Genomic DNA, 22,526 nt, shown 5'->3' on the forward strand with positions numbered 1-22,526 from the left:
ACAAAGGCCGTCTGAAAACGTCAATACATTTTCAGACGGCCTTTTTTAGCTTATCAAGCCTGATACCTAATCATGCAGGAAGCCTTAGCATCAATCCAATGTTCGCCACCGGGCTGAACAATTTTAGACACCAGCTTATCCAAGTCGCGTAAATAATCGGTTGACTTTTGGCTGTTGATAATGACGACAACCAACAACGGCTTTTCGCCCAACCAATACCCAGCCAGTGCGCGGACATCTTTGAGTGTACCGGTTTTGAGGCGCAGGTTTTCACCGGGCTGTTTCAAGCGTGTTTTAAGCGTGCCGTCTTTACCGGCAATCGGCAGCGTACTGATAAACTCGTTTTTAAACGGGCTGAAGTAGGCTTTTTCCAACATTTGCGCCATCATTCGCGCATTGAGCCGTTCTACGCGGGACAGGCCTGAGCCGTTTTCCAACACCAGCCCTTCCGTATTGATACCGGCAACCGCCAGCTCACTTTTTACGATAGACGCGGCCTTGGCCTGCGCCTGCTTGTAATCAGATATATGTCCGGCAAATTTAAGGAAAACCGAACGGGCAATCAGATTATTGGAATGCTTGTTCATATCGGTGAGGATATCGGCAAGCGGTTTGGATTGATGACTCGCCAACACATGCGCGTCATGAGGCGCAGCACCTGTCGTCAGGCCGTCTGAAATCGTGCCGTCTTGTTGGCGCCATTGGTTGACAAAACTTTTGCCGACAAATTCTTTCATGCTATACATATTCAGATACAGCTCTTTGCCCAAGCAGCTTTCCGGCAGCTTGCCCGATACGGTCAGCGTATTGTTTTTATAGGAAGTCTTCATGTGGTTTTTTAAAACACTGCACTTCCCTTCTTTATTCTCAAGTGTCAATTTGTTTTGAATGTTCAGATTCGGAAGCGGCGGATTGGTACGGATGACCAAGCTTCCGTCTTCTTCTTTTTCAGCACGCAGTTCAACGGTTTTATACCCCAACATATTAGGATCGGGCGGCGTCATAAAGCTTTCGGCAGAATCGGAAGCAAAATCATCCGGATTCTTCACATCGCCCCACAGGCTGCGGTCGAGTATCAGATGTCCGTCAATATGGCGTATGCCCTTATCGCGCATCTGTTGCTGCATTTGCACCAGATCATGCTGGTCAAACACAGGATCGCCGCTCCCCACCCAATACACATTGCCTTTCAACGTATCGCCTTTGATTGGGCCGTTGGTTTTAAACTCAGTTTTCCAACGATAATCACCGCCCAACATACGAAACGCGGTAAACGCCGTTACCAGCTTCATGGTCGAAGCAGGATTGCGCAATTCATTGGCACGGTGTTCGGCAATCACGTTGCCGCTGTCCAATTCCTGCACATAAACAGAAATCTCATTTTCAGGAATACGCCCGAAATCCAAAGCCCATGACGGACAAACCGCCATCATCAGGCCGATTGATAAAATACATTTTAACTTCATTGTGTTACAAAATCTTATAAATTCTTACGAGGTGCTTAGGCCGTCTGAACGTTTCAGACGGCCTTTTTCTTTATTTCTGATGCGCTTTCAAACGTAAAGCAAACATGACGACCACAACACCGACAACCAAAGCGCAACCCATCGCCAAATGGATACCGTCCAGCATTGCCTGTTGCGGCATATCTGCGCTGGAAAGTTTCTCGCCGATATTGGTCGCACCAACAAAAAACGCCGCGCCGATGGCACCGGCAATCGGGTTGATGGTGGTCAGAATCGCCGCACCGTGCGGATTGAGCATTTTCGGCAACGCGTTCAGACCATGGGTTTCGCCGGTTACACAAGCAGACACGGAAAGCGCCAACAGCGTAAACATCGCCGTCAACATCACCACTTGCGTATCAATCCGCAAAAACAGCCACAATACCGCCAACGACACCACCAGCATCACTGTTGCCGGCAAAACGACAAAGCGTCCGCCCTTTTTGTCCAACAATTTGCCGAACAAAGGCGCGGCAACCGCTTGGGCAATACTGGCAGGCATCAGGATCAGGCCAGTTGCCGTACCGGTCAGCATCAACACTTGCTGCGTGTACATCGGCACCATCAGTTCCAAGCCCAAAAACAGGAATATCGCACCGGCCAAAATCACAACGCAATATCTGAACTGTTTGTATTCAAACGCACGAAGGTTCAACAACGGCGTAGCCAAACGGAACTGCCGGCGCGCAAACCACCCCACCAGTACAACGGAAGCAGCAAAGAGCAGGATAAATTCCAGCAGCGGCATATGGGCAAAATTACTGCTCGCATAAACCAACCCGCCGAAGCCCACAATCGACAGCACAGCCGACAACATATCAATTTTCGGACGGCTGATGTTGCTCAAATTGACCGTTAAATATTTGCCCGCCAGCACCATCGCCGCCAACATAAACGGCGCGGTAAAACCGAACAGCACGCGCCAATGCGTATGGTCGATGATGATGCCCGACAGCGTCGGCCCCATTGCAGGCGCGGCGGTAAACATCATGGTAATCACACCCATCGCCGTTCCGCGCCTGTTGGGAGGGAAAATCGACAACACACCGTTAAACAGAAGCGGGACAAAAAACGCGGCAGACACTGCCTGCACCATCCGACCGACCACCAATACGCCAAACGTCGGTGCAAACACGCAAATCAGCGATCCTGCTAAAAACGTTGCCTGCGTAAACAGCACCATTTTGCGCGTTTCAAACCATTGAATCACGCCTGCCGTAATCGGCGTAAATGCCCCCATGACCAGCAAAAAGCCCGTTGTCAGCCATTGAACCGTGGTCTTATCGACACCAAAATCCTTCATAATCGGCGTAAGCGCGACATTCAACAGCGTGTCGTTGAGATAGCCGAAAAATGCGCCGATGAATAAGGTGGCGACAATGGTTTTAGCAGGAAAGTCGGTATCGTCGGCGTAGTATTCGTGTGCCGTTTCACCCTCTTGCGAATCAGAAGCGTGCATAATAATTTGAAATATCAGCGAAACCGTTATTTTAGCATAAACCATTTTGACAGGCCGTCTGAAACCTTGACCGCTTCCCCAGATAACACTAAAATTTAGAATTGTTTTCATTTTCATTATTAAACAGGAGAAAAACATGTCAAAGAAAGTCAGCATCTTGGTCGGCAGCCTGCGTAAAGGCTCGTTCGCACGAAAAGTCGCACAAAACGTCATTCCCATGTTCCCCGAAGGCTACGAAGCGCAAATCGTCGAAATCGGCCATTTGCCTTTATACAACTTCGACTACGACGATCCTGCCGTTACCGACTTCCCCACTCCATCCAGCTATACCGAGTTCCGTGAAACCATCAAAGCCTCTGCCGGCGTATTGTTCGTGACTTCCGAAAACAACCGTACCGTCCCCGCCTGCCTGAAAAACGCCATCGACATCGGCTCCAAACCCAATGCCGATGTTGCCTGGAAAAAAACACCGGCCGGCATCATCAGCCATTCTGTCGGTAAAATGGGCGGTTATAGCGCGCAAAAAAATCTGCGCCTTGCCCTTTCGTATTTCGATATGCCATTGACCGGCCAACCGGAAGTGTTTCTCGGCAACTCGCCTACCCTGTTTGACGACAACGGCCAGCTCATCGAATCCGCGCGCGGATTTGTTCAAGGCTATATCGACCAATTGGTTGCCTTGATTGAGAAAAACCCTAAATAATCGGGATTGAAGCATACAGGCCGTCTGAAAAACGAAATTTCAGACGGCCTCATCTTTTGCAAAAAATCAGTTTTTAGACAGCTCCTAAATTTTTACTAATTGAGTGCGGTTATAATCACTGTCCACCCATCCTCACGGAGAACTTCCATGCGCGTATTATTGGTTGAAGACGATGCCATGATTGCCCAAGCCGTCAGTGCCAACCTGAAAGACACCGGCTACGCTGTCGATTGGGTCAGCCGCGGTTCGGAAGTTGCCGCAGCAGTGGCGGCGCAGGCATACGATTTGCTGCTTTTGGATTTGGGTTTGCCCGGCAAAGACGGTTTGGACGTATTGGCGCAAATCCGCAACGGCGGCTGTACCGTTCCCGTCTTAATCGTGACCGCGCGCGATGATTTGCACAGCCGCCTCAACGGCCTAGACGGCGGCGCAGACGACTACATCGTCAAACCCTTCGACATGGCGGAGCTGCAAGCCCGTATGCGCGCCGTATTGCGCCGACACGGCGGACAGGCGCAAACGCTGCTGAGCAACGGCATTATCACACTCAACCCCTCCACCCATCAGGCGGAAGTGGTCGGGCAGGAACAGGCCATCATGCTCAGCAACAAAGAATTTGCCGTCCTCCAAGCCCTACTGCTGCGTCCGGGCATGATTCTGTCGCGCAGTGATTTAGAAGACAAAATCTACGGCTGGGGCGAAGAAGTCGAAAGCAACGCCGTTGACTTCCTAATTCACGCCTTACGCAAAAAACTCGGCAAAGAAGCGATTCAAAACGTCCGCGGGGTCGGCTGGCTGGTTGCACAAAACAACCAGGCCGTCTGAAAAACCACAACAATATCAACACACAAACCATGCAACGCCTTATCCACACCATCAAACAATCCCTGCAAGTCCGGATCAGCCTCGCCCTGATCTGCATGCTCCTACCCCTCTCCATTCTTGCAGGCATATTTTCATATTACGATACTTATCACGAGACCCAAGAGGTTCAAGACGATCTGTTGCGCCAAGTCGCGAACTATCTCGACCCGAGCGATGCCGATGACGAGAAACACTCTCTCGACAACGACAACAAGATTTCCGTTCAATTTCCCAATACGCCCAACCCCATTGTCAGCCTGCCTGAAAAGATTTCAGACGGCCTGCACACCATTCAGGCCGATGACGATGACGATTACTACCGCGTTTATACCCGCGACACCAAGCAAGGCCGCATCGCCGTCATGCAGGAAAGCGACTACCGCGAAGAGCTGGCCGAAATGGCCGCCGTACAGAGCATCCTCCCCATGCTCCTCGCCCTACCCCTGATTATCCTGCTCACCGTCTGGATTACCCACCGCGCCATGCGTTCCGTCAAAACCCTGTCCAACGATTTGGAACAGCGCAAAATCAACGACCTCTCGCCTATGGACACGCAAGACATTCCCAGCGAAATCCAAGGCTTTGTCGTCGCCATCAACAACCTGTTGCAACGTACCGACGAAAACGTCCGCCAACAGCAACGCTTTATCGCCGATGCCGCACACGAATTGCGCAGCCCCATGACCGCCCTTTCCCTTCAGGCAGAGCGGCTCAACAATATGCAGCTGTCCGCCGAAGCGCGCGAGCAGTCCGCCCTGTTGCAACAAAGCATACAGCGCAACCGCCACCTGCTCGAGCAACTCCTTTCCCTCGCACGCGCCCAAGCGCCCGAAACCCAACGCCCTAAAACCTTGATCAGCCTGCAAAACCAGTTCCGCCGTGTCTTGCAGGAACTCATGCCGCTGGCGCTGGCCAAAGGTCAAGACATCGGCGTCGCCGTTGAAAACGACTGCCAAATCCACGCCGATGACACCGAAATCTACACCCTCATCAAAACCTTTACCGACAACGCCATCCGCTATACTCCCAAAGGCGGCCGCATCGATTTGGGCTTTGACGAAACCGCCGAATACCTCAACATCTGGGTGGAAGACAACGGCCCCGGCATTCCCCCAAGCGAACGCCAACGCGTTATCGACCCTTTCTACCGTATTCTCGGCACCGAACAACAAGGCACCGGACTTGGCCTGTCCATCGCAGACACCATTGTCAAACGCCATCAAGGCCGTCTGAAACTGGCCGACAGCCGACGCTTTGACAGCGGCTTGTTGATTATTGCCGAGTTGGATAAAAAGATGCTTTAAATAATTGACCCGCCCAAATTGGTTTATCTAGCTTTAATCCGATAAATGAAAACGTTTTAAAACCAAAGGCCGTCTGAAAATGACTTTCAGACGGCCTTTTTATATTTTGAAGCAAACCTACTTCATTCCTCACAAATACGGTTGCAAGGTTTGGCGGAGGATTTCCATATCGGTAATTTCGGTAATATTGGCTTTGCCCAAGTATTCCAAACCGACAAAACGCATGATGCCGCTGCTGACTTTTTTGTCGTGGCTCATGTGTTCAATCCATTTTTCAAAGGAGAAAACGGGCGGCGCAGACGGGAGGGAAGCGGCTTCCATTAAAGCGGCAATGCGGTCGGTGTCGGCCTGTCGGGTTTTGCCCAAGATTTGCGACAAACGGGAAGCGAGGACGCAACCGGCGGCAACGGCTTCTCCGTGCAGCCATACGCCGTAGCCCATTTCGGCTTCGATGGCATGGCCGAAAGTGTGGCCGAGATTAAGCCATGCGCGGATGCCCTGCTCGGTTTCGTCTTGGGCAACAATATCGGCCTTCATTTTGCAGCAATGGTAAACGGCTTCCGCCATTTTTTCTTGATGTTGCGCCATCAGGTCGGCCATATTTTCTTCCAACCAGGCAAAAAATTCGGCATCGCCCAATGCGCCGTATTTGATGACTTCGGCCATGCCTGCGGAAAGTTCGCGTTGCGGCAGCGTTTGCAAGGCGGTCAAATCGGCCAAAACGGCTTGCGGCTGGTAAAACGCGCCAATCATGTTTTTACCGAGCGGATGGTTGATGGCGGTTTTACCGCCGACCGAGGAATCGACCTGGCTGAGCAATGTGGTCGGTACTTGGATAAAAGGTGCGCCACGCTGATAAGTCGCCGCGGCAAAACCGACCATATCGCCTATCACGCCGCCGCCCAAAGCGATTAAAGTGGTTTTGCGTTCGGCACGGTTTTGCATCAGGCCATCGTAAATCAGGTTGAGCGTCTGCCAGTTTTTATATTCTTCGCCGTCGGGAAGGATAATGCTGAAATGCGGCACGCCCAGTCTGTCTAAGGCCGTCTGAAGCTGTTTGAGATAAAGCGGCGCAACGGTTTCGTTGGTAATAATGGCTGCTTTTTTACCTAGATAGGGCTGAAGCAGCATATCGGCCTGCTCAATCAGCTTATGCCCGATAAAGATGGGGTATTGATGGGACGGGGTTTGGACAGTCAGTGTGCGCATAGTATTCCTTTGCAAAGCGTATTTATTCGCCTAAAGCCTGTATCAGGCGTTTGAGCGTTTTGTGACAGCTGTCGGATTCGATGACGAGATGGGCGGTTTGACGGTACAGCATATCGCGTTGGTCATACAGCTCTTGCAGTTTGCCCAAAGGATTGGCAACTTGCAACAGCGGCCGGTTGCTGTCGTAACGGGTACGCTCCAGCAAGGTTTCGGGGCTGGCATGCAAATAAACAACCGTGCCGTTTTGGCACAAAATCTGTCTGTTTTCACTGCGTAATACGGAGCCGCCACCGGTCGATAAAACGATGTTGCGCCGGGAAGCGAGCTTCTTCAGCATATTGGTTTCACGGTTGCGGAAGCCTTCCTCCCCTTCCATCTCAAAAATGGTCGGAATGGATACGCCCGAAGAAGCGCAGATTTCGTAGTCGCTGTCGTAAAACGGGCATTCAAACATTTGGGCAAGCTGCTTGCCCAAAGTGGTTTTGCCCGCGCCCATCAGCCCGATTAAGATTAAATTGCCGTTGATTTTTTCCATGTGGGTCATTTTATACGATATGGTGGTTTCGTGGAAAAGTTCGTCGTTTTTCAGACGGCCTTTTCATCTCAGGCCGTCTGAAAACGAAAACAGGCATACCTTTGCAGATATGCCTGTTTGTCATTCTAAAATCAATAACGCAGATTGTTACCCACATTATCCATAATGCGCGGCGTGATGAAGATCAACAGCTCACGGCGGTTTTCACGTTTGCCGCGTGATTTGAACAGATTGCCGACAACAGGAATATCGCCCAAAACAGGGACTTTGTTCACTGCATTGGTGCTTTCTTCCTCATAAATACCGCCGACAATCAGCGTACCGCCATCTTCAACCATGGCTTGGGTATTCAAGTGTTTGGTGTTGATACACTTGGTTGTCAGAGAATCCACGGTACAGTCGATCGGGGTATCTCGATTAATCTTCACAGTCATGATGATTTGACCGTCAGGCGTAATATTCGGCGTTACGGTCAAGCCCAAAACGGCTTTCTTGAAGGTAATCGAAGTCGCACCACTGGAAGAAGCCTCTTGATAAGGAATTTCCGTACCGGATTCAATTTTGGCTTCTTTGCGGTCTTGTGTCAGCACGCGCGGATTGGAAATGGTTTTGCTCTTACCTTGTTCTTCAGACGCGCTGATTTCCAAACCCAATGCACCGGATGAGAACGCACGCACCAGCGCAATGCTGTTGACTGCGGCTGCGGTCGGCAGACTGACGTTCGGATCCAAAGTCCATGTGCGGTAGCCTACGTCGCCACGGTTAAATGAGGCATTGGTATTGTAGTTGGTTTGTGCATTGCTCCAGTTGCTACCCCATGCGTTACGGCCACTTGCACCACCGGAACCGAATTTAACGCCCAAGTTGCGGAAGAAGGTATCTTCTGCTTCCACAATGCGCGCTTCCACCATCACTTGACGGGTTGGAACGTCCAATTCATCAATCAGTTTGCGGAATTTCTCAATCACGCCGCGGTTGTCGGTCACGATCAGCGTATTGGTGGCCGGATCGATTAAGGCGCTGCCTCGGTTGCTCAACAGAGTGTTGCGGGTATTGGAATTATTGCTGTCGTATTCTTCCAAACGCAGAATTTTGCGGAATTCTTCCACGTTTTTGTATTTCAACTGGAAGGTTTGAGAATACAGCGGGCCCAATTCGGCAATCTCTTTTTCCGCCTGCAAGAAGGCTTTGTCTTTTGCCAACAATTCATCGCGAGGTGCGATATTGATGATGTTGCCTTGACGGCGCATATCCAAATTGCGCGCCTGCATGACCAAGTCTAAAGCCTGATCCCAAGGCACATCTTTCAAGGACAGGGTCATGGTGCCTTTGACGGTATCGCTGGCAACAATATTCACGCCGGACTCTTTCGCCAAAATCTGCAAAATGGTACGGACTTCTACATCTTGGAAGTCCAAGGAAATTTTACGGCCTTTAAACGATTTGTTTGCATTTTGGTTCAAGCCGCCGGATTCGGTATTGGCGGCTTTAGGCGATACTTCAAATACAAAACGGCCGGAAGAGGCTTTGGTATTAATGTCCCAATTCGCATTACTGTTGCGGATAATGAGCTGGGTAGAATTGCCGATACGTTTGAGCGTAACGTTTTGTACAGGCGTATTGAAGTCAGCCACATCCAAACTGCGTTGCGCTTGTGTCGGCAGCGTATGGTTTTTCAAGGTAACAACCACGCGGTCGCGCTGCTGTTTAATGTCCGGCTGTCCGCTGAAACCTGGGGCGGACAATTCAATAATGCCGGAATTGCGTGCGCCTTTGCGGAAATCAATATTGGCTGCTGAAACGGCTTGATAAGTCTGAGCAGCGCGCGCGGTAGACGGCGTAGCCGCACGTTCATTTGCAACGGCTGCATTGGTTTGGTCAGTAGATTCGTTTACAAACACCCAAACTTCGTTGCCGCGAATCTCAGTATTGTATTGGCTGATTTTGTTCAAACCCAAAACCACGCGTGCGCGGTCATTGTTTTGTGCCGCAGTAATTTGATTCAGCAATGGGTCGGCATATTCCAAAACAGGCTGAGGCAAACGGATATTGGTGTTGGCAAAATCCAATGCGATACGCGCCGGAGTAGATGTTACAAAACCATGAGGTGTAGTGACGTCTTTGTCGAAACGGATTTTGATAATTTTTTGGTTGTCAGGCAAAGTGGAAACGTTGATATCGGTAATATTGCCTGCAAAGGCCGTCTGAACAGCGAGGGCAACGCTGAAGCCGGCAAATAATTTTGTCATGTGCTTGGTTTTCATAATCGAGTGAGACCCCTAAATTAATTTGAATTCGAACTATCTGAGCTATTGGAAGAATCCGCCTCTTTACTGTTCAATGGCAATTCGGCCTTCCGGTACACCCAGTTGCCGTAGCTGTCTTCAACTTGCTCGGTCAAGATAATTTTATCTTCGGTAATACTTTGGATTCTGCCGTAATTCTGACCGATGTAGTTTCCGGGATAAACGGTATAAACATGGTCGTTGACCTTGATAAATCCGGAAACTTTGCCGCCGCTTTGCAGCGTTCCGACAAAGGCCATATTTTCCAAACTGAAGGCTTCCAATGTTTCTTTCGGACGGTTCACATCCGGCGCATTGCCGCCTTTAGGGGCAGTGTCCAAACGGCGTGAATCAAACGCATTCATGCCTTTAAAGTTCGGCGGGTTATACGGCTTAGGCAATGTAACCGTCGGCTCTTCAAACGGAATAATCTTGGATTTTGCTTCCTGACGGGTTTGCGTCATCCATTGAGTCAAATCTTCATAGCTTTGCGTACAGGCTGCCAAGGGAAGAAGACTTAAGAGTAAGATGATTTTTTTCATGATTTCCCTATTCTTTTATTTTTGCTCATTCTCGGCAGGTTTGCCTTCTTCTTGTGCCTGTTGCGCAGCCAATTCGGCAGCAATCTCTTCGGCCGGACGTGCTTTATAAGTCGTCGCAATCGCGCTCAATGTCAACTCGCCTTTATTGCCTTTGCCTTCTTTGTCCTCGCCTGCATTCACGAGTTTTAAAGAATCTAAAGTAATAATGCGCGACAAATCGCCTACATCACGGGTAAATTGACTGATCTGTGAGTATTTGCCTGTGATGGAAATCTGATACGGCAGTTTTTGAATCGGACCATCGTTTTCAGGTTGGAGCGGTGCAACGCTATCCAAACGCAACCCGTTGGTTGAACCTGCCTGATGAAGCTCTTGAATCAGGTTCGGAATTTCCGCGTCGGTCGGCAGTTGTTTCAACAAAACATCAAATGCAGAGCGGATCGAAGCCAATTCAGCCTTCAGATTATTCAAGCTTGCCGCCTGAATGCTTTTACGCGTAAAGGTTTCCTTCAGCTCTTCCTCTTTAGCTTCCTGCGTATTCAGGGTCTCAATCTGATCTTTAAATACGCCGACATAGCCCAAAGCCAACACACCGACAATCAATAAACCCGCCAGCAAAAGTTTTGAAGGCATATTGAGCAGGTACAGGTTTTGTACGTCCAATTGTTTCAGGTTTTTAGATGCCATTATTGAGCCTCCGGAGCAGGTTCTGCCACAGGTTCGGCCATTTCACCGCTGCTTTGGGCAGTCGGTGCAGGAGCCGGCGTATTCACTTGGTTGATTGAAGATTTCAAAGTAAATTCTTGGTAGTTATCTACTTTTTTAATGCTCAACAATTCAGGCTGCAAGAAAATACCTGTACTTGGCAGGGAGCGCATCATAACGGCGATTTTATTGTCGCTGACGGCATGGCCGCTGATTTTATAGCTGGTCGAGCTTTCCGCTTCCAACGCAGTCAAATAAGTATTATCGGGTGTAAGCGCATTCAAAGAATCAAGGATATAGGCCGCTTGATAGCGTTTTTCCTGTAACTCTTCCACTTTCAGTTTCTTGGCCAAGAAGGCTTCTTTTTCTTGCTGAAGTTTATCGATTTCGCCCAATTCTCTATCAAGTCTGTCGATTTCGGTTTGCAGGAAGTTGTTGCGCCCTTCTTGATTACTGATGGCGCTGTCAATACCGAGATAGGTAGCGGCCGCCAAGCCCAAACCCACTGCAAAAGCGCCAAGCATCAATACTTTGAATTGCTGCTGCTTGCGCTGTTTAATCTCTTCCCGATACGGAAGAAGGTTGATTCTGGTTAATTCGATCATGTTCTCAAAGCCCCCTTAATGCCAATCCGAACGCCAAAGTCAGTGACGGCGCATCAATTTGAAACTGCGGCAATTCTACTTTTGCACTGCGTTCCACATATGAAATCGGATGCAGATATTCTGTTGCCGTATTGGTTTGCGAGAAAATGCTTTCCGCCAAACCTGCCTGCTGCGCGGTAAAGCCGGTCAGCAGGATGTGTTTGATATTGGAGAAAGAATCAGTGGCCTGCGTGGTATAGTAAAATTGCAAAACACGCTGAACCTCCTGCGCAACCTGCACATTAAAACGGTCGGCAATCTGAGACTGGTAGTCGGAAGGCTTGTTTTGGGAAGCCATCATTTGTGCGGCTTTTTCTTCAGTTACCTGATAAGTACGCTGAATCAGCTGATTGAGCTGCTCTGTACTGACCGGCGTTTCTTGTTTGTAGAGGATACGGCCGTTTTGCAGGATCAGGGCATACATTTGCGTCGCATGAATGCCAAACACGGCAACTTTTTCATCTGCCATTTCGGGAGCATGCGTATTCATCCAATGAACAAAGGCATTGCGTTGCGCCAGCAAGTCTAAATCCAAAGCGGACAAAGGCAAGCCCGCATTCTCAAACATTTCAATGCGTGGCTCGACATCGTCTTTTTTGGCGGCAACAGCTAAAACATGCTGGCCTGAACCGACTTCTTCGGCTTGAAAGTCGTAGTTCATTTCTTCAATAGGCGCAAATTGGCCGACTTCCGCTTCGACAAACTCTTCCAAGTCCAAATCGGTATCACGCGGGTTGTAAATAATTTGCTCGACTGTCGCCAAATTTTGTGGCACGGCCGCAACAATATTTTTGCAAGAACTGCGTAATTGTGTGTAAGTATGTTGGATGTAAGTAGCAAGCTGATCGTAGTCTTGAATTTTGTTGCCTTTGACAATATTTTTAGGCAATTTGGTAATAACGTATTTTTCCAGCTGAATTTGGTTTAAACTACGGCCTGTCAGTTGTACCATCTTAATGGCATGTTGGCTGATATCGACACCGATGGCAGAGCGGTTGTTCAATCCACTAGAAGCCTTGCCTGTTTTGGTATCTTTCGTGCTTTTAAATAAGCGCATGATTTGACTTCCCTGTATCATTTAGGAGTGAGTAACTGTTTCGTTATCCGTAAAGGACTTCTTATTCTTTGCACAGTATTAACTGTGGCTGATAGAAATCGTTTCCCATTTTACTTTATTTATCGCCATTAATGGCAAATTATTACTTAGTCATGATTAAAAAGATTATAACGACCTGCCTGGGTCTCTTATTGGGACTGGCTCTTTTCGGCGTGGGGCTGATTGCAATTGCAATTTTGGTCACCTATCCGAAACTGCCGTCTTTGGACACTTTACAACACTACAAACCCAAAATGCCGCTGACGATTTATTCTTCAGACGGCCAAGTGATTGGCGTTTACGGCGAGCAACGGCGTGAATTCACCAAAATCGGTGACTTTCCCAAAGTTTTGAAAAATGCCGTGATTGCCGCCGAAGACAAACGCTTCTACGACCACTGGGGCGTGGACGTTTGGGGTGTGGCGCGCGCCGCGATCGGCAACGTCATGGCCGGCGGCGTCCAATCCGGTGCCAGTACGATTACGCAACAGGTTGCTAAAAACTTCTACCTGAGCAGCGAGCGTTCGTTCACCCGTAAATTCAACGAAGCCCTGTTGGCCTACAAAATCGAGCAGTCTTTGAGCAAAGACAAGATTTTGGAGCTGTACTTCAACCAAATCTATTTGGGTCAACGCGCTTATGGTTTTGCATCTGCAGCCCAAATTTATTTCAACAAAAATGTTAACGAGTTAACATTGGCCGAAGCCGCCATGTTGGCCGGCTTGCCCAAAGCCCCTTCCGCCTACAATCCGATTGTAAATCCTGAACGCGCCAAACTGCGTCAGGCTTATATTCTGAACAATATGCTGGAAGAAGGCATGATTACCCTGCAGCAACGCGATCAGGCTTTGAAAGAAGAGTTGCATTACGAGCGTTTTGTACAAAACATCGATCAAAGCGCCCTGTACGTTGCCGAAATGGTGCGTCAAGAGCTGTTTGAGAAATACGGCGAAGATGCCTACACTCAAGGCTTCAAGGTATATACCACCGTCGACACCGCACACCAGCGCGTGGCCACCGAGGCCCTGCGTAAAGTCCTGCGCAATTTCGACCGCGGCAGCAGCTACCGCGGTGCAGAAAACTACATCGACCTGAGCAAAAGCGACAACGTAGAAGAAACCGTCAGCCAATACCTTTCTACACTTTACACCGTCGATAAAATGATTCCGGCGGTTGTATTGGAAGCCTCCCGCAAAGGTGTACAGATTCAATTGCCGAGCGGCCGTAAAGTCACGCTGAACAGCCACGCTTTAGGCTTTGCCGCCCGTGCCGTCAACAACGAAAAAATGGGTGATGACCGCATCCGTCGCGGCTCCGTCATTCGCGTTAAAGGCAGCGGCGATACCTTTACCGTCGTTCAAGAGCCTTTGTTGCAAGGCGCATTGGTGTCTTTAGATGCGAAAACCGGTGCAGTCCGTGCATTGGTCGGCGGCTATGACTACCACAGCAAAACCTTCAACCGCGCAACTCAAGCCATGCGCCAACCCGGCTCGACGTTCAAACCGTTCGTTTATTCCGCCGCTTTGGCAAAAGGCATGACTGCTTCCACCATGATTAACGATGCGCCGATTTCCCTGCCGGGCAAAGGTGCTAACGGTAAAGCGTGGAACCCGAAAAATTCAGACGGCCGCTATTCCGGTTACATCACGCTGCGCCAGGCTTTGACCGCGTCAAAAAACATGGTGTCCATCCGCATCCTGATGTCTATCGGTATCGGTTACGCGCAACAATACATCCAACGCTTCGGCTTCAAGCCATCTGAAATTCCTGCCAGCCTGTCTATGGCTTTGGGTACAGGCGAAACCACGCCGTTGCGTATTGCAGAAGGTTACAGCGTCTTTGCCAACGGCGGTTACAAAGTGTCCGCCCACGTCATCGACAAAATCTACGATAGCCAAGGCCGTCTGAGAGCGCAAATGCAACCTTTGGTAGCCGGTGAAAACGCACCTCAGGCCATTGACCCGCGCAACGCCTACATCATGTACAAAATCATGCAAGACGTTGTCCGTGTTGGTACCGCACGCGGTGCAGCCGCACTTGGCCGCGCCGACATCGCCGGTAAAACCGGTACTACCAACGACAACAAAGACGCATGGTTTGTCGGCTTCAACCCTAGCGTTGTAACTGCCGTCTATATCGGCTTTGACAAACCGCGCAGCATGGGTCGTGCAGGTTACGGTGGTACAATCGCCGTACCGGTATGGGTAGAATACATGCGCTTTGCCCTGAAAGGCACCAGCGTCAAACCGATGAAAGCCCCTGAGGGCGTGGTTTCGAACGGCGGCGAAGTGTATATGCGCGAACGCATGACCACCAGCTCCGACCTGGCCTTGGACAACAGCGGCGTTGTACCGCGCCCTGCTCAACCTGCCCGTCGCGCGGTTCCGAATGAAAACCGCCGCCGCACCGAGAGCGGCAATGCGCCAGCCCGTGAAGAATTAGACGAAACCCCAGTTCTGCCAAGCAATACCGGCAACAATAACAAACAACAACTGGACTCTCTGTTCTAACAAATCAAGGCCGTCTGAAACGTTCAGACGGCCTTTTTTGAGAAAATTCAAAGCAAAACCATGATTGATTTACACTGCCATTCAACCGTTTCAGACGGCATGCTGTCCCCAACAGAAGTTGTCCGACTCGCTCATCAAAACGGTTGCACCCTGCTCGCCCTGACCGACCACGACCACACCGGCGGACTGGCCGAAGCTCGCGCCGAAGCCGATACCCTCGGCCTCCCCTTCGTCAACGGCGTAGAAATATCCGTCACTTGGCGCGGCCGCACCATCCACGTTGTCGGTTTGGACTTTGACGAACACAACGAAGCCCTGCAAAACCTGCTTGCAGAAGTCCGCAAAGGCCGTCTGAAACGATTGGAAGCCATCGCGGCCAAACTGGAGAAAAAAGGCATAACGGGCGCGTATGAAGGTGCGCTGGCATTGGCCGCCAACAAAGAAATGGCCAGCCGCACCCATATTGCCGAATTCCTCATCCGAGAAGGTCATGTTAAAAACAAACAGCAGGCATTTACCAAATATTTAGGCGACGGCAAATCCTGTTCCGTCAGACATGAATGGGGCACACTGGAAGACTGCGTAGCCGCGATTACAGACGCAGGCGGCATGGCCATTATTGCCCACCCGATGCGCTATGAATTATCCGCTACCGCCAAACGAAACCTGTTTCAAGAATTTAAAAATCTCGGCGGCGCAGGGATTGAAGTACATAGCGGCAACTGCTGCAAAAACGACCGCCTCAACTATGCCCTGCTTGCCGACCGCTTCGACTTTCTTGCCAGCGCAGGCAGCGACTTCCACCGCCCCAATGACTTCAGCGGCGGCATACTCGGCACCTGCCCCGACTTACCCGAACAATGCCGCCCTGTCTGGGAACACTTTAAGGCTGTCTGAATTTTTGACAGCAATTTTTCAGACGGCCCGCCAAGTATGAGACAGTTATAAACATATCACACTCTACATATTGAAACTACCTGCCCGATACACCATAATAACCCTATAAATACCCCAAAAATAAAGGTTAACACCATGTGCCAACTGCTCGGCATGAATTGCAACACGCCCACAGACATCATGTTTTCTTTTGAAGGCTTCCGCCGTCGCGGCGGCATTACCGACCATCACGCCGACGGCTTCGGTATCGGCTTTTTCGAAGGCAAAGGCGTGCGCTTGTTTCACGACGACAAACCCAGCGCCAACTCGCCCGTTGCTGACTTGGTGCGCGCCTACCAAATCAAATCTGAAAACGTTATCGCCCATATCCGCAAGGCCTCACAAGGCCAGACCTCCTTGGCGAACACTCATCCCTTCATGCGCGAGATGTGGGGCGAATATTGGCTGTTTGCCCACAACGGCCATTTGATTGATTTTTACCCCGAGCAGGGCGAGTACTACCATGCCGTCGGCACGACCGATTCCGAACGCGCGTTCTGCTTTATTCTCAACCGCCTGCGCAGCCGCTTTGCCACCAAACCCGAACCTGAAGTTTTGTTTGATGCCATCGCCGGCCTGACCCATGAAATCCGCCGCTATGGCTTGTTTAATTTCGTGATGTCCAACGGCGACTGCCTGTTTGCCCACGCCAGCACCTTGCTGCACTACATCGTACGCAAAGCCCCGTTTGGCAAAGCGCGTTTGCTGGACGATGATGTCATGGTCGATTTTTCAGAAGTGACCACCCCGAACGATAAAGTTTCCGTCATCGCCACCCTGCCCCTGACACGAGATGAAACCTGGTCGCAATTGGCAGTCAATGAATTAGTGATGTTTCAAGACGGCGACATTGTCCTCAGTGACCGCCCCGAAAATCCGGTTTATATGAGTGCAGAAGAAGGTTTGGAAATCGCCCGTGCCGTCGGCGTATCGGTTTAACGTTTGCTCGACTGAAAAACACAAGGCCGTCTGAAAGGCTCAACTTCGCTCAAGTTGCCCTTTCAGACGGCCTTTTTATACTTAATCCAGCGAAAAGCCTTTACTATACGAAAATAACGCAATCCGCTACAATAATAGTTCACAAACAATAAATTCAATTGCTTAGCGACCTTGCCGAGCGTATGACAAGGAAACCCGATGAAGTGCCCGTTTTGCCAACACCCCAACACCCAAGTAACCGACTCGCGATGGCTGGAAGACACCAACAGCATCCGCCGCCGTCGCAAATGCTTGGAATGCGGACAACGCTTCAGCACTTTTGAAACCGTTGAAATGCGGATGCCGCAAGTCATCAAATCCAACGGCACACGGGTTCCCTTCAATGCGCACAAACTGCAGACCAGCCTTGAGCGCGCGCTGCACAAACGCCCAGTCACACAAGAACAAATAGATGAAACCGTTGCCCTTATCGAGCAACGCCTCTACCGTTTGGGCAAAAAAGAAGTCGCTTCGCACATCGTCGGCGAAATGGCGATGGAGGAACTGGCAAAAATCGACCAAGTTGCTTATGTCCGCTTCGCGTCCGTCTATAAAAGCTTTAAAGACGTTTCCGAATTCACCCAAGTCATCGCCGAATGTAAAGCCAAATAAGGCCGTCTGAAACCATGTTTTCCGCACTTGATACCCAAATGATGCAAACCGCCCTCGAGCTGGCCAAGCTTGGGCGGTTTTCTACTTCCCCCAATCCCCGCGTCGGTTGCGTAATTGCACACGGTGCACAAATCGTCGGACAAGGTTTCCACGTCAAAGCAGGCGAGCCGCACGCTGAAGTTCATGCGTTGAGGCAGGCCGGAGCGGCGGCCAAAGGCGCAACGGCCTATGTCACGCTGGAACCTTGCAGCCATTACGGCCGCACACCGCCATGCGCCGAAGCGCTGGTTCATTCCGGTGTAACGCGCGTGGTTGCCGCCATGACCGACCCTAACCCGTTGGTCTCAGGCAAAGGCTTATCCATGCTGGAAGCCGCCGGAATCCGTACCGAAAGCGGTTTGCTGGAAGCTCAGGCGCGCGAACTCAACCGCGGTTTCCTGTCGCGTATCGAACGCGGCAGACCGTTTGTCCGTCTCAAGTGCGCCGCCAGTTTGGACGGCAAAACCGCCCTTTCAGACGGCCGCAGCTTTTGGATTACCGGCGAAGCAGCACGCGAAGACGTACAAATTCTCCGTGCCGAAAGTTGCGCCGTTTTGACCGGTATCGGTACCGTACTTGCCGACAACCCGAAACTCAACGTTCGCAGCTTCCCCACCCTGCGCCAACCTGCGCGTATCGTCTTGGACAGCCGACTGCAAATCCCTTTGGACTGCCACCTCGTGACCGATACCGACAGCCCGACCGTTATCGTTACCCTTTCCTCAGACGAACAACGTTTGCAGGCGCTGGGTAAATTTGAACATATCCGCATCATCAGGCCGTCTGAGCACATCAACGGCCGCATCAATCTTCTTTCACTCATGCCGCAACTGGCAGAACTTGGCTTTGGCGAAGTTCTGGTAGAAGCCGGCTCAACACTTGCTTCAGCCTTCCTGAAGGATGACTTGGTGGATGAAATCGTCCTCTACCAAGCACCGAAACTGTTAGGCGCAGGCAAACCTCTTTTCTCCCTCCCTGAAAATCCGGCCGCCCTACTTTCAGACGGCCCTTGGCAAAGTCAATCGGTAGAAATCATCGGGCAGGACATTAAATGGGTTCTCCGAAAAAAAATCCGTCTAATTGCCTCAACTTAATAATTAAACCATTGTAAATAGAATATATCTATCATTTATATAGCAATAAATGTAATTTTTTCGTCAATATATTATAATGACTTTAGCGTATTCCAATTTAAAACTTTGACTTAAGTTAACTATCCTCAAGCCGATTGTCGACAAATTTTCCTTTTTTTCATCACGAAATAATGGATTATTAAGATAAGTTAAGCCACGAAAATTTATTAAAAGTTTTTATTCTAGAAGGGTTTTAAACGGCATAAACGGTAGTTTCATTTCATGAATCATACATTTGACAAAACAATATCTAAAATCAAAACATGTGGTTGAATGTAATTTCTAAAAATTAAGCATTCAAAAATACCGTTTCCATACCATAGAGGCCGCCTGAACGACCGTTAAACTTTTTTGATTGAGACGAATCAGATAAGTGCTTATGATTTTGTCTAATGTAATTATAAGTATGGTTTTAAGGCTTCACACGATACGGCAGCCGGCTATGGCTATGCGGTTGCAGCAAACAACTCAGGCATCGGGCAAACACTCCCGATTTACTCATTCATTACACGAAAGACATCATGAAAAACATTACGATACAAAAATTTGCCGATAAGACCGCAAAAATCGGCATCGTTGGCTTAGGCTACGTCGGTTTACCACTGATGTTGCGCTATGTGGATATCGGTTACCAAGTTTTGGGTTTCGACATTGACACCAACAAAGTCGACAAGCTCAACAAAGGCGAAAGCTACATCGAGCATATCCCTTCCGACAAAATTGCCGCTGCTTCCAACAGCCTGTTTGAAGCAACGACAGACTTCTCCCGCATCGGCGAAGTAGAAGCCGTCATTTTGTGCGTACCGACTCCGCTGAACAAATACCGCGAGCCGGACATGAGCTTTGTGATCGACACTACCGATGCGGTAAAACCTTACCTGCGCGCCGGCCAAGTGCTGTCTTTGGAATCCACTACCTACCCCGGTACTACCGAAGAAGAATTGCTGCCGCGCATGGAAGAAGGCGGCTTGAAAGTCGGTCAAGACGTGTTCTTGGTTTACTCTCCTGAGCGTGAAGACCCGGGTAACCCTAACTTTGAAACCCGTACCATTCCAAAAGTCATCGGCGGCCATACCCCTGCTTGTTTGGAAGTCGGCCTGGCGCTGTACCAACCTGCCATCGATAAAGTTGTTCCAGTAAGCTCCACCAAAGCGGCAGAGCTGACCAAACTTTTGGAAAACATCCACCGCGCCGTAAACATCGGCTTGGTGAACGAGATGAAAATCGTTGCCGACAAAATGGGCATCGACATTCACGAAGTCATCAATGCCGCTGCAACCAAACCGTTCGGCTTCGTTGCTTATTACCCAGGCCCTGGCTTGGGCGGCCATTGTATCCCTATCGACCCGTTCTACCTGACTTGGAAAGCACGCGAATACGGCGTAAACACCCGTTTCATCGAATTGGCAGGTGAAGTGAACTCCCACATGCCCGACTACGTTATCGAAAAAGTCGGCCTGGCTTTGAATGATCACAACCGTTCTATCAAAGACAGCAAAATCTTGGTATTGGGTATCGCCTACAAGAAAAACGTGGACGATATGCGTGAAAGCCCGTCTGTGGAAGTGATGGACCGCCTGCACAAACTGGGCGCAGTGGTTTCCTACTCCGACCCGCACGTTCCAGAGTTCCCACACATCCCAGGCCACCACTACTTCGACTTGAAGAGTGAAGCGCTGACCCCTGAAACTGTCGCCCAATACGACTGCGTGGTTCTGACCACCGATCACGACAAATTCGACTATGACATGATCACCGAACATGCCAAACTGATTGTCGATACGCGCGGCAAATTCCCAGTGAAAAATCCTAAAGTCATCAAAGCATAATCTTGCTTCAGACGCATCCGGCTGCCTCCGGTTTCCCCGACCGGGACGGCGGCCGGTTTCCCAAGGCCATTTGTTTTTCAGACGGCCTTGGGAAACCGGCAACGGTAACAACGCATCTCTTACGAAAAACGCTCAGCTCGAACTTCCGGCCGTCTGAAAACAAATAATATGAACGCGAAAAAAATCCTCGGCTACGCATTGGGCCCGGTAGGAAGCGCCGCCTTCGGCCTGCTTTCCCTGCCGCTCATCTCATGGTACTTCCCTGCGGAAGACATCGGCCGTATCGTACTCTTGCAGACCATTGCCGGACTGAGCATTCTGCTCTTGGGCTTGGGGCTGGACCAGTCCTATATTCGCGACTATTACGCCGTTAAAGACAAGGCCGCGCTGTTCAAATCCGTTTTTTTATCGCCATTGATTCTGACGGTGGCGGTTGTGGTTTTAGTGTTGCTGATAAACGCATCATGGCCGTCTGAAATCATTTTCGACATCCCCAGTGCGAATTTGGGGATTCTTTTCCTGATTTTCTTGGCCACCACGCTGATTATCCGTTTTTTAGCCTTGATTTTGCGGATGAAAGAGCAGGCACTGGCTTTTTCACTCAGCCAGCTTGCGCCGAAATTTTTGATTTTGGTGTTGGTTTTTGCCGTGATTGCTTCCGGCCTGCCCGCCAATACCACTTCGCTGGTTTTTGCCTACACCGCCGCCCAAGTGCTGACCGTTGTACTGTTGATATATCAGCTGCGCCAAGACTTGCAAGCCGTTTCCCATGCAAAATGGTCGTCCGATCTGCATCGGGACGGCCTACGCTACGGCCTGCCGCTGGCATTCGGCAACTTGGCCTATTGGGGGCTGACTTCGATTGACCGTTTTGTCCTCAAAAACATCTCAGGCTTGGACGAGTTGGGTATTTATTCAATGGCGGTCAGCTTTGGTGCCGTCGCCTTGATTTTCCAAAGCGTGTTCTCCACCATTTGGGCGCCTTTGGTGTTCAAATGGGTAGAAGAAAAAACCAATCTGGACAAAATCGGCGACATCACGCTTTCCATGACCGTCCTCATCAGCGCAATGATTTGCCTCATCGGAATTTTCTCGCCGATGGCGACCTGGATACTGCCGGAAAAATACACGCAGGTTCAATTTATCCTGCTCTCGTGTATGCTCTTCCCCCTGTTTTACACGCTGACCGAAGTCAGCGGCATCGGTTTGAACGTCGTCCGCTCGACTTGGCTGATTACTGTCATCAACATCGTTGCCTTTATCGTCAATACCGCCCTGCTCTATCTGTTGGTACCGAAATTTGGTGCAAAAGGTGCAGCTATGGCCAGCGCAACGGCTTTTTGGCTGTTTTTCATCTTTAAAACCGAATTCTCTTCACGCCTGTGGCAGCCTTTGCCGCGCCTGAAGATTTATACCAACTCAACGCTCTGCCTGATAATCTGCCTTGCCTACACTTGGCTGGGTACGCGCGACAACTACATTTGGTTCGCGCTGGCATGGGCAGTCGGACTGGGTTTCCTGTTCCTAAAATACAAACACGCACTATTTGCCGCGACCGAAAAAATCAAAGCCAAATTAAACCGTTCGGCAAAATAGCCAACCTGAGATTCACGTCTCTACGATAACAACAGAACGACT

The 22,526-nt window shown here is 50.1% G+C and carries 19 protein-coding genes; 10 read left to right on the top strand and 9 right to left on the bottom strand.

Going from position 1 to position 22,526, the window contains the following annotated elements; all coding sequences use genetic code 11:
- Positions 1-53: 53 nt before the first annotated feature.
- Both dacB and HMPREF2952_RS07645 read right to left on the bottom strand, forming a co-directional pair.
- Positions 54-1,466 carry a D-alanyl-D-alanine carboxypeptidase/D-alanyl-D-alanine endopeptidase gene (dacB, locus tag HMPREF2952_RS07640; protein WP_049336968.1) on the bottom strand — a complete coding sequence of 471 codons (1,413 nt, stop codon included), beginning with the start codon at positions 1,464-1,466 and terminating at the stop codon, positions 54-56.
- Between the two features lie 70 nt (positions 1,467-1,536).
- A complete protein-coding gene (locus HMPREF2952_RS07645) occupies positions 1,537-2,964 on the bottom strand; it encodes an MFS transporter (protein WP_049336971.1) in 1,428 nt (475 codons plus the stop codon).
- 136 nt (positions 2,965-3,100) lie between these two features.
- Between HMPREF2952_RS07645 and HMPREF2952_RS07650 the strand changes: the two genes are divergently transcribed.
- The 3 genes from HMPREF2952_RS07650 (at position 3,101) to HMPREF2952_RS07660 (ending at position 5,835) form a co-directional block, all read left to right on the top strand.
- Positions 3,101-3,667 carry an NADPH-dependent FMN reductase gene (locus HMPREF2952_RS07650; protein ID WP_070587528.1) on the top strand — a complete coding sequence of 189 codons (567 nt, stop codon included), beginning with the start codon at positions 3,101-3,103 and terminating at the stop codon, positions 3,665-3,667.
- A 147-nt stretch (positions 3,668-3,814) separates the two neighbouring features.
- Positions 3,815-4,492 (top strand): response regulator, encoded by a 678-nt coding sequence (locus HMPREF2952_RS07655; RefSeq protein ID WP_070460434.1) that lies wholly within the window; start codon positions 3,815-3,817, stop codon positions 4,490-4,492.
- 29 nt (positions 4,493-4,521) lie between these two features.
- Entirely contained in the window at positions 4,522-5,835 is a 1,314-nt protein-coding gene (locus HMPREF2952_RS07660; RefSeq protein WP_070695464.1) for a sensor histidine kinase, read from the top strand.
- A 129-nt stretch (positions 5,836-5,964) separates the two neighbouring features.
- On the opposite strand, the gene aroB is transcribed toward HMPREF2952_RS07660, so the two are convergent.
- From aroB to pilM, 7 genes are all read right to left on the bottom strand, one after another.
- Entirely contained in the window at positions 5,965-7,044 is a 1,080-nt protein-coding gene (aroB, locus tag HMPREF2952_RS07665) for a 3-dehydroquinate synthase (protein ID WP_070503951.1), read from the bottom strand.
- Between the two features lie 22 nt (positions 7,045-7,066).
- On the bottom strand, positions 7,067-7,588 hold the full coding sequence (locus HMPREF2952_RS07670) for a shikimate kinase (RefSeq protein WP_083296575.1): 522 nt from the start codon (positions 7,586-7,588) through the stop codon (positions 7,067-7,069).
- A 122-nt stretch (positions 7,589-7,710) separates the two neighbouring features.
- Positions 7,711-9,843: a type IV pilus secretin PilQ gene (pilQ, locus tag HMPREF2952_RS07675; protein WP_049336963.1), complete on the bottom strand. Its 2,133-nt coding sequence runs from the start codon at positions 9,841-9,843 to the stop codon at positions 7,711-7,713.
- 20 nt (positions 9,844-9,863) lie between these two features.
- The gene (locus HMPREF2952_RS07680) at positions 9,864-10,406 is read right to left on the bottom strand and encodes a pilus assembly protein PilP (RefSeq protein ID WP_049336962.1); all 543 of its coding nucleotides are present in this window, start codon (positions 10,404-10,406) and stop codon (positions 9,864-9,866) included.
- A 15-nt stretch (positions 10,407-10,421) separates the two neighbouring features.
- Positions 10,422-11,093 (bottom strand): type IV pilus inner membrane component PilO, encoded by a 672-nt coding sequence (gene pilO / locus HMPREF2952_RS07685; protein ID WP_049336961.1) that lies wholly within the window; start codon positions 11,091-11,093, stop codon positions 10,422-10,424.
- Entirely contained in the window at positions 11,093-11,716 is a 624-nt protein-coding gene (locus tag HMPREF2952_RS07690) for a PilN domain-containing protein (RefSeq protein WP_049336960.1), read from the bottom strand. Before HMPREF2952_RS07690 ends, pilO begins: the two co-directional genes overlap by 1 nt.
- 4 nt (positions 11,717-11,720) lie before the next feature.
- Positions 11,721-12,812, bottom strand: coding sequence for a type IV pilus assembly protein PilM (pilM, locus tag HMPREF2952_RS07695; RefSeq protein ID WP_049336959.1), 1,092 nt, complete (start codon positions 12,810-12,812; stop codon positions 11,721-11,723).
- Positions 12,813-12,964: 152 nt separating this feature from the next.
- On the opposite strand from pilM, the gene HMPREF2952_RS07700 reads away from it, so the two are divergent.
- The 7 genes from HMPREF2952_RS07700 to HMPREF2952_RS07730 all read left to right on the top strand — a co-directional run bounded on the left by HMPREF2952_RS07700 (position 12,965) and on the right by HMPREF2952_RS07730 (position 22,484).
- Positions 12,965-15,361 (top strand): penicillin-binding protein 1A, encoded by a 2,397-nt coding sequence (locus tag HMPREF2952_RS07700; RefSeq protein ID WP_070695466.1) that lies wholly within the window; start codon positions 12,965-12,967, stop codon positions 15,359-15,361.
- A 60-nt stretch (positions 15,362-15,421) separates the two neighbouring features.
- Complete coding sequence (locus HMPREF2952_RS07705; protein WP_070695469.1) at positions 15,422-16,258, top strand: PHP domain-containing protein; 837 nt, start codon at positions 15,422-15,424, stop codon at positions 16,256-16,258.
- 135 nt (positions 16,259-16,393) lie between these two features.
- Entirely contained in the window at positions 16,394-17,236 is an 843-nt protein-coding gene (locus HMPREF2952_RS07710) for a class II glutamine amidotransferase (RefSeq protein ID WP_049333539.1), read from the top strand.
- 198 nt (positions 17,237-17,434) lie between these two features.
- Positions 17,435-17,887 (top strand): transcriptional regulator NrdR, encoded by a 453-nt coding sequence (nrdR, locus tag HMPREF2952_RS07715; protein WP_004520863.1) that lies wholly within the window; start codon positions 17,435-17,437, stop codon positions 17,885-17,887.
- Between the two features lie 14 nt (positions 17,888-17,901).
- Positions 17,902-19,020, top strand: a complete 1,119-nt coding sequence (ribD, locus tag HMPREF2952_RS07720; RefSeq protein WP_049344287.1) for a bifunctional diaminohydroxyphosphoribosylaminopyrimidine deaminase/5-amino-6-(5-phosphoribosylamino)uracil reductase RibD — start codon at positions 17,902-17,904, stop codon at positions 19,018-19,020.
- Positions 19,021-19,580: 560 nt separating this feature from the next.
- Complete coding sequence (locus HMPREF2952_RS07725; protein ID WP_004520865.1) at positions 19,581-20,888, top strand: nucleotide sugar dehydrogenase; 1,308 nt, start codon at positions 19,581-19,583, stop codon at positions 20,886-20,888.
- Between the two features lie 168 nt (positions 20,889-21,056).
- Positions 21,057-22,484, top strand: a complete 1,428-nt coding sequence (locus tag HMPREF2952_RS07730; protein ID WP_070695471.1) for an oligosaccharide flippase family protein — start codon at positions 21,057-21,059, stop codon at positions 22,482-22,484.
- Positions 22,485-22,526 lie beyond the last annotated feature (42 nt).

The sequence above is a fragment of the Neisseria sp. HMSC068C12 genome, from assembly GCF_001814095.1.
GTDB lineage: Bacteria > Pseudomonadota > Gammaproteobacteria > Burkholderiales > Neisseriaceae > Neisseria > Neisseria perflava.

What these genes read in the sequence shown, in the direction of transcription:
- pilQ (WP_049336963.1), bottom strand. Translation starts at nt 9,843, where the DNA reads ATGAAAACCAAGCACATGACAAAATTATTTGCCGGCTTCAGCGTTGCC.
- HMPREF2952_RS07650 (WP_070587528.1), top strand. Translation starts at nt 3,101, where the DNA reads ATGTCAAAGAAAGTCAGCATCTTGGTCGGCAGCCTGCGTAAAGGCTCG.
- HMPREF2952_RS07690 (WP_049336960.1), bottom strand. Translation starts at nt 11,716, where the DNA reads ATGATCGAATTAACCAGAATCAACCTTCTTCCGTATCGGGAAGAGATT.
- ribD (WP_049344287.1), top strand. Translation starts at nt 17,902, where the DNA reads ATGTTTTCCGCACTTGATACCCAAATGATGCAAACCGCCCTCGAGCTG.
- pilM (WP_049336959.1), bottom strand. Translation starts at nt 12,812, where the DNA reads ATGCGCTTATTTAAAAGCACGAAAGATACCAAAACAGGCAAGGCTTCT.
- HMPREF2952_RS07660 (WP_070695464.1), top strand. Translation starts at nt 4,522, where the DNA reads ATGCAACGCCTTATCCACACCATCAAACAATCCCTGCAAGTCCGGATC.
- aroB (WP_070503951.1), bottom strand. Translation starts at nt 7,044, where the DNA reads ATGCGCACACTGACTGTCCAAACCCCGTCCCATCAATACCCCATCTTT.
- HMPREF2952_RS07700 (WP_070695466.1), top strand. Translation starts at nt 12,965, where the DNA reads ATGATTAAAAAGATTATAACGACCTGCCTGGGTCTCTTATTGGGACTG.
- HMPREF2952_RS07645 (WP_049336971.1), bottom strand. Translation starts at nt 2,964, where the DNA reads ATGCACGCTTCTGATTCGCAAGAGGGTGAAACGGCACACGAATACTAC.
- HMPREF2952_RS07725 (WP_004520865.1), top strand. Translation starts at nt 19,581, where the DNA reads ATGAAAAACATTACGATACAAAAATTTGCCGATAAGACCGCAAAAATC.
- HMPREF2952_RS07655 (WP_070460434.1), top strand. Translation starts at nt 3,815, where the DNA reads ATGCGCGTATTATTGGTTGAAGACGATGCCATGATTGCCCAAGCCGTC.
- pilO (WP_049336961.1), bottom strand. Translation starts at nt 11,093, where the DNA reads ATGGCATCTAAAAACCTGAAACAATTGGACGTACAAAACCTGTACCTG.
- HMPREF2952_RS07680 (WP_049336962.1), bottom strand. Translation starts at nt 10,406, where the DNA reads ATGAAAAAAATCATCTTACTCTTAAGTCTTCTTCCCTTGGCAGCCTGT.
- dacB (WP_049336968.1), bottom strand. Translation starts at nt 1,466, where the DNA reads ATGAAGTTAAAATGTATTTTATCAATCGGCCTGATGATGGCGGTTTGT.
- HMPREF2952_RS07705 (WP_070695469.1), top strand. Translation starts at nt 15,422, where the DNA reads ATGATTGATTTACACTGCCATTCAACCGTTTCAGACGGCATGCTGTCC.
- HMPREF2952_RS07670 (WP_083296575.1), bottom strand. Translation starts at nt 7,588, where the DNA reads ATGACCCACATGGAAAAAATCAACGGCAATTTAATCTTAATCGGGCTG.
- nrdR (WP_004520863.1), top strand. Translation starts at nt 17,435, where the DNA reads ATGAAGTGCCCGTTTTGCCAACACCCCAACACCCAAGTAACCGACTCG.
- HMPREF2952_RS07730 (WP_070695471.1), top strand. Translation starts at nt 21,057, where the DNA reads ATGAACGCGAAAAAAATCCTCGGCTACGCATTGGGCCCGGTAGGAAGC.
- HMPREF2952_RS07710 (WP_049333539.1), top strand. Translation starts at nt 16,394, where the DNA reads ATGTGCCAACTGCTCGGCATGAATTGCAACACGCCCACAGACATCATG.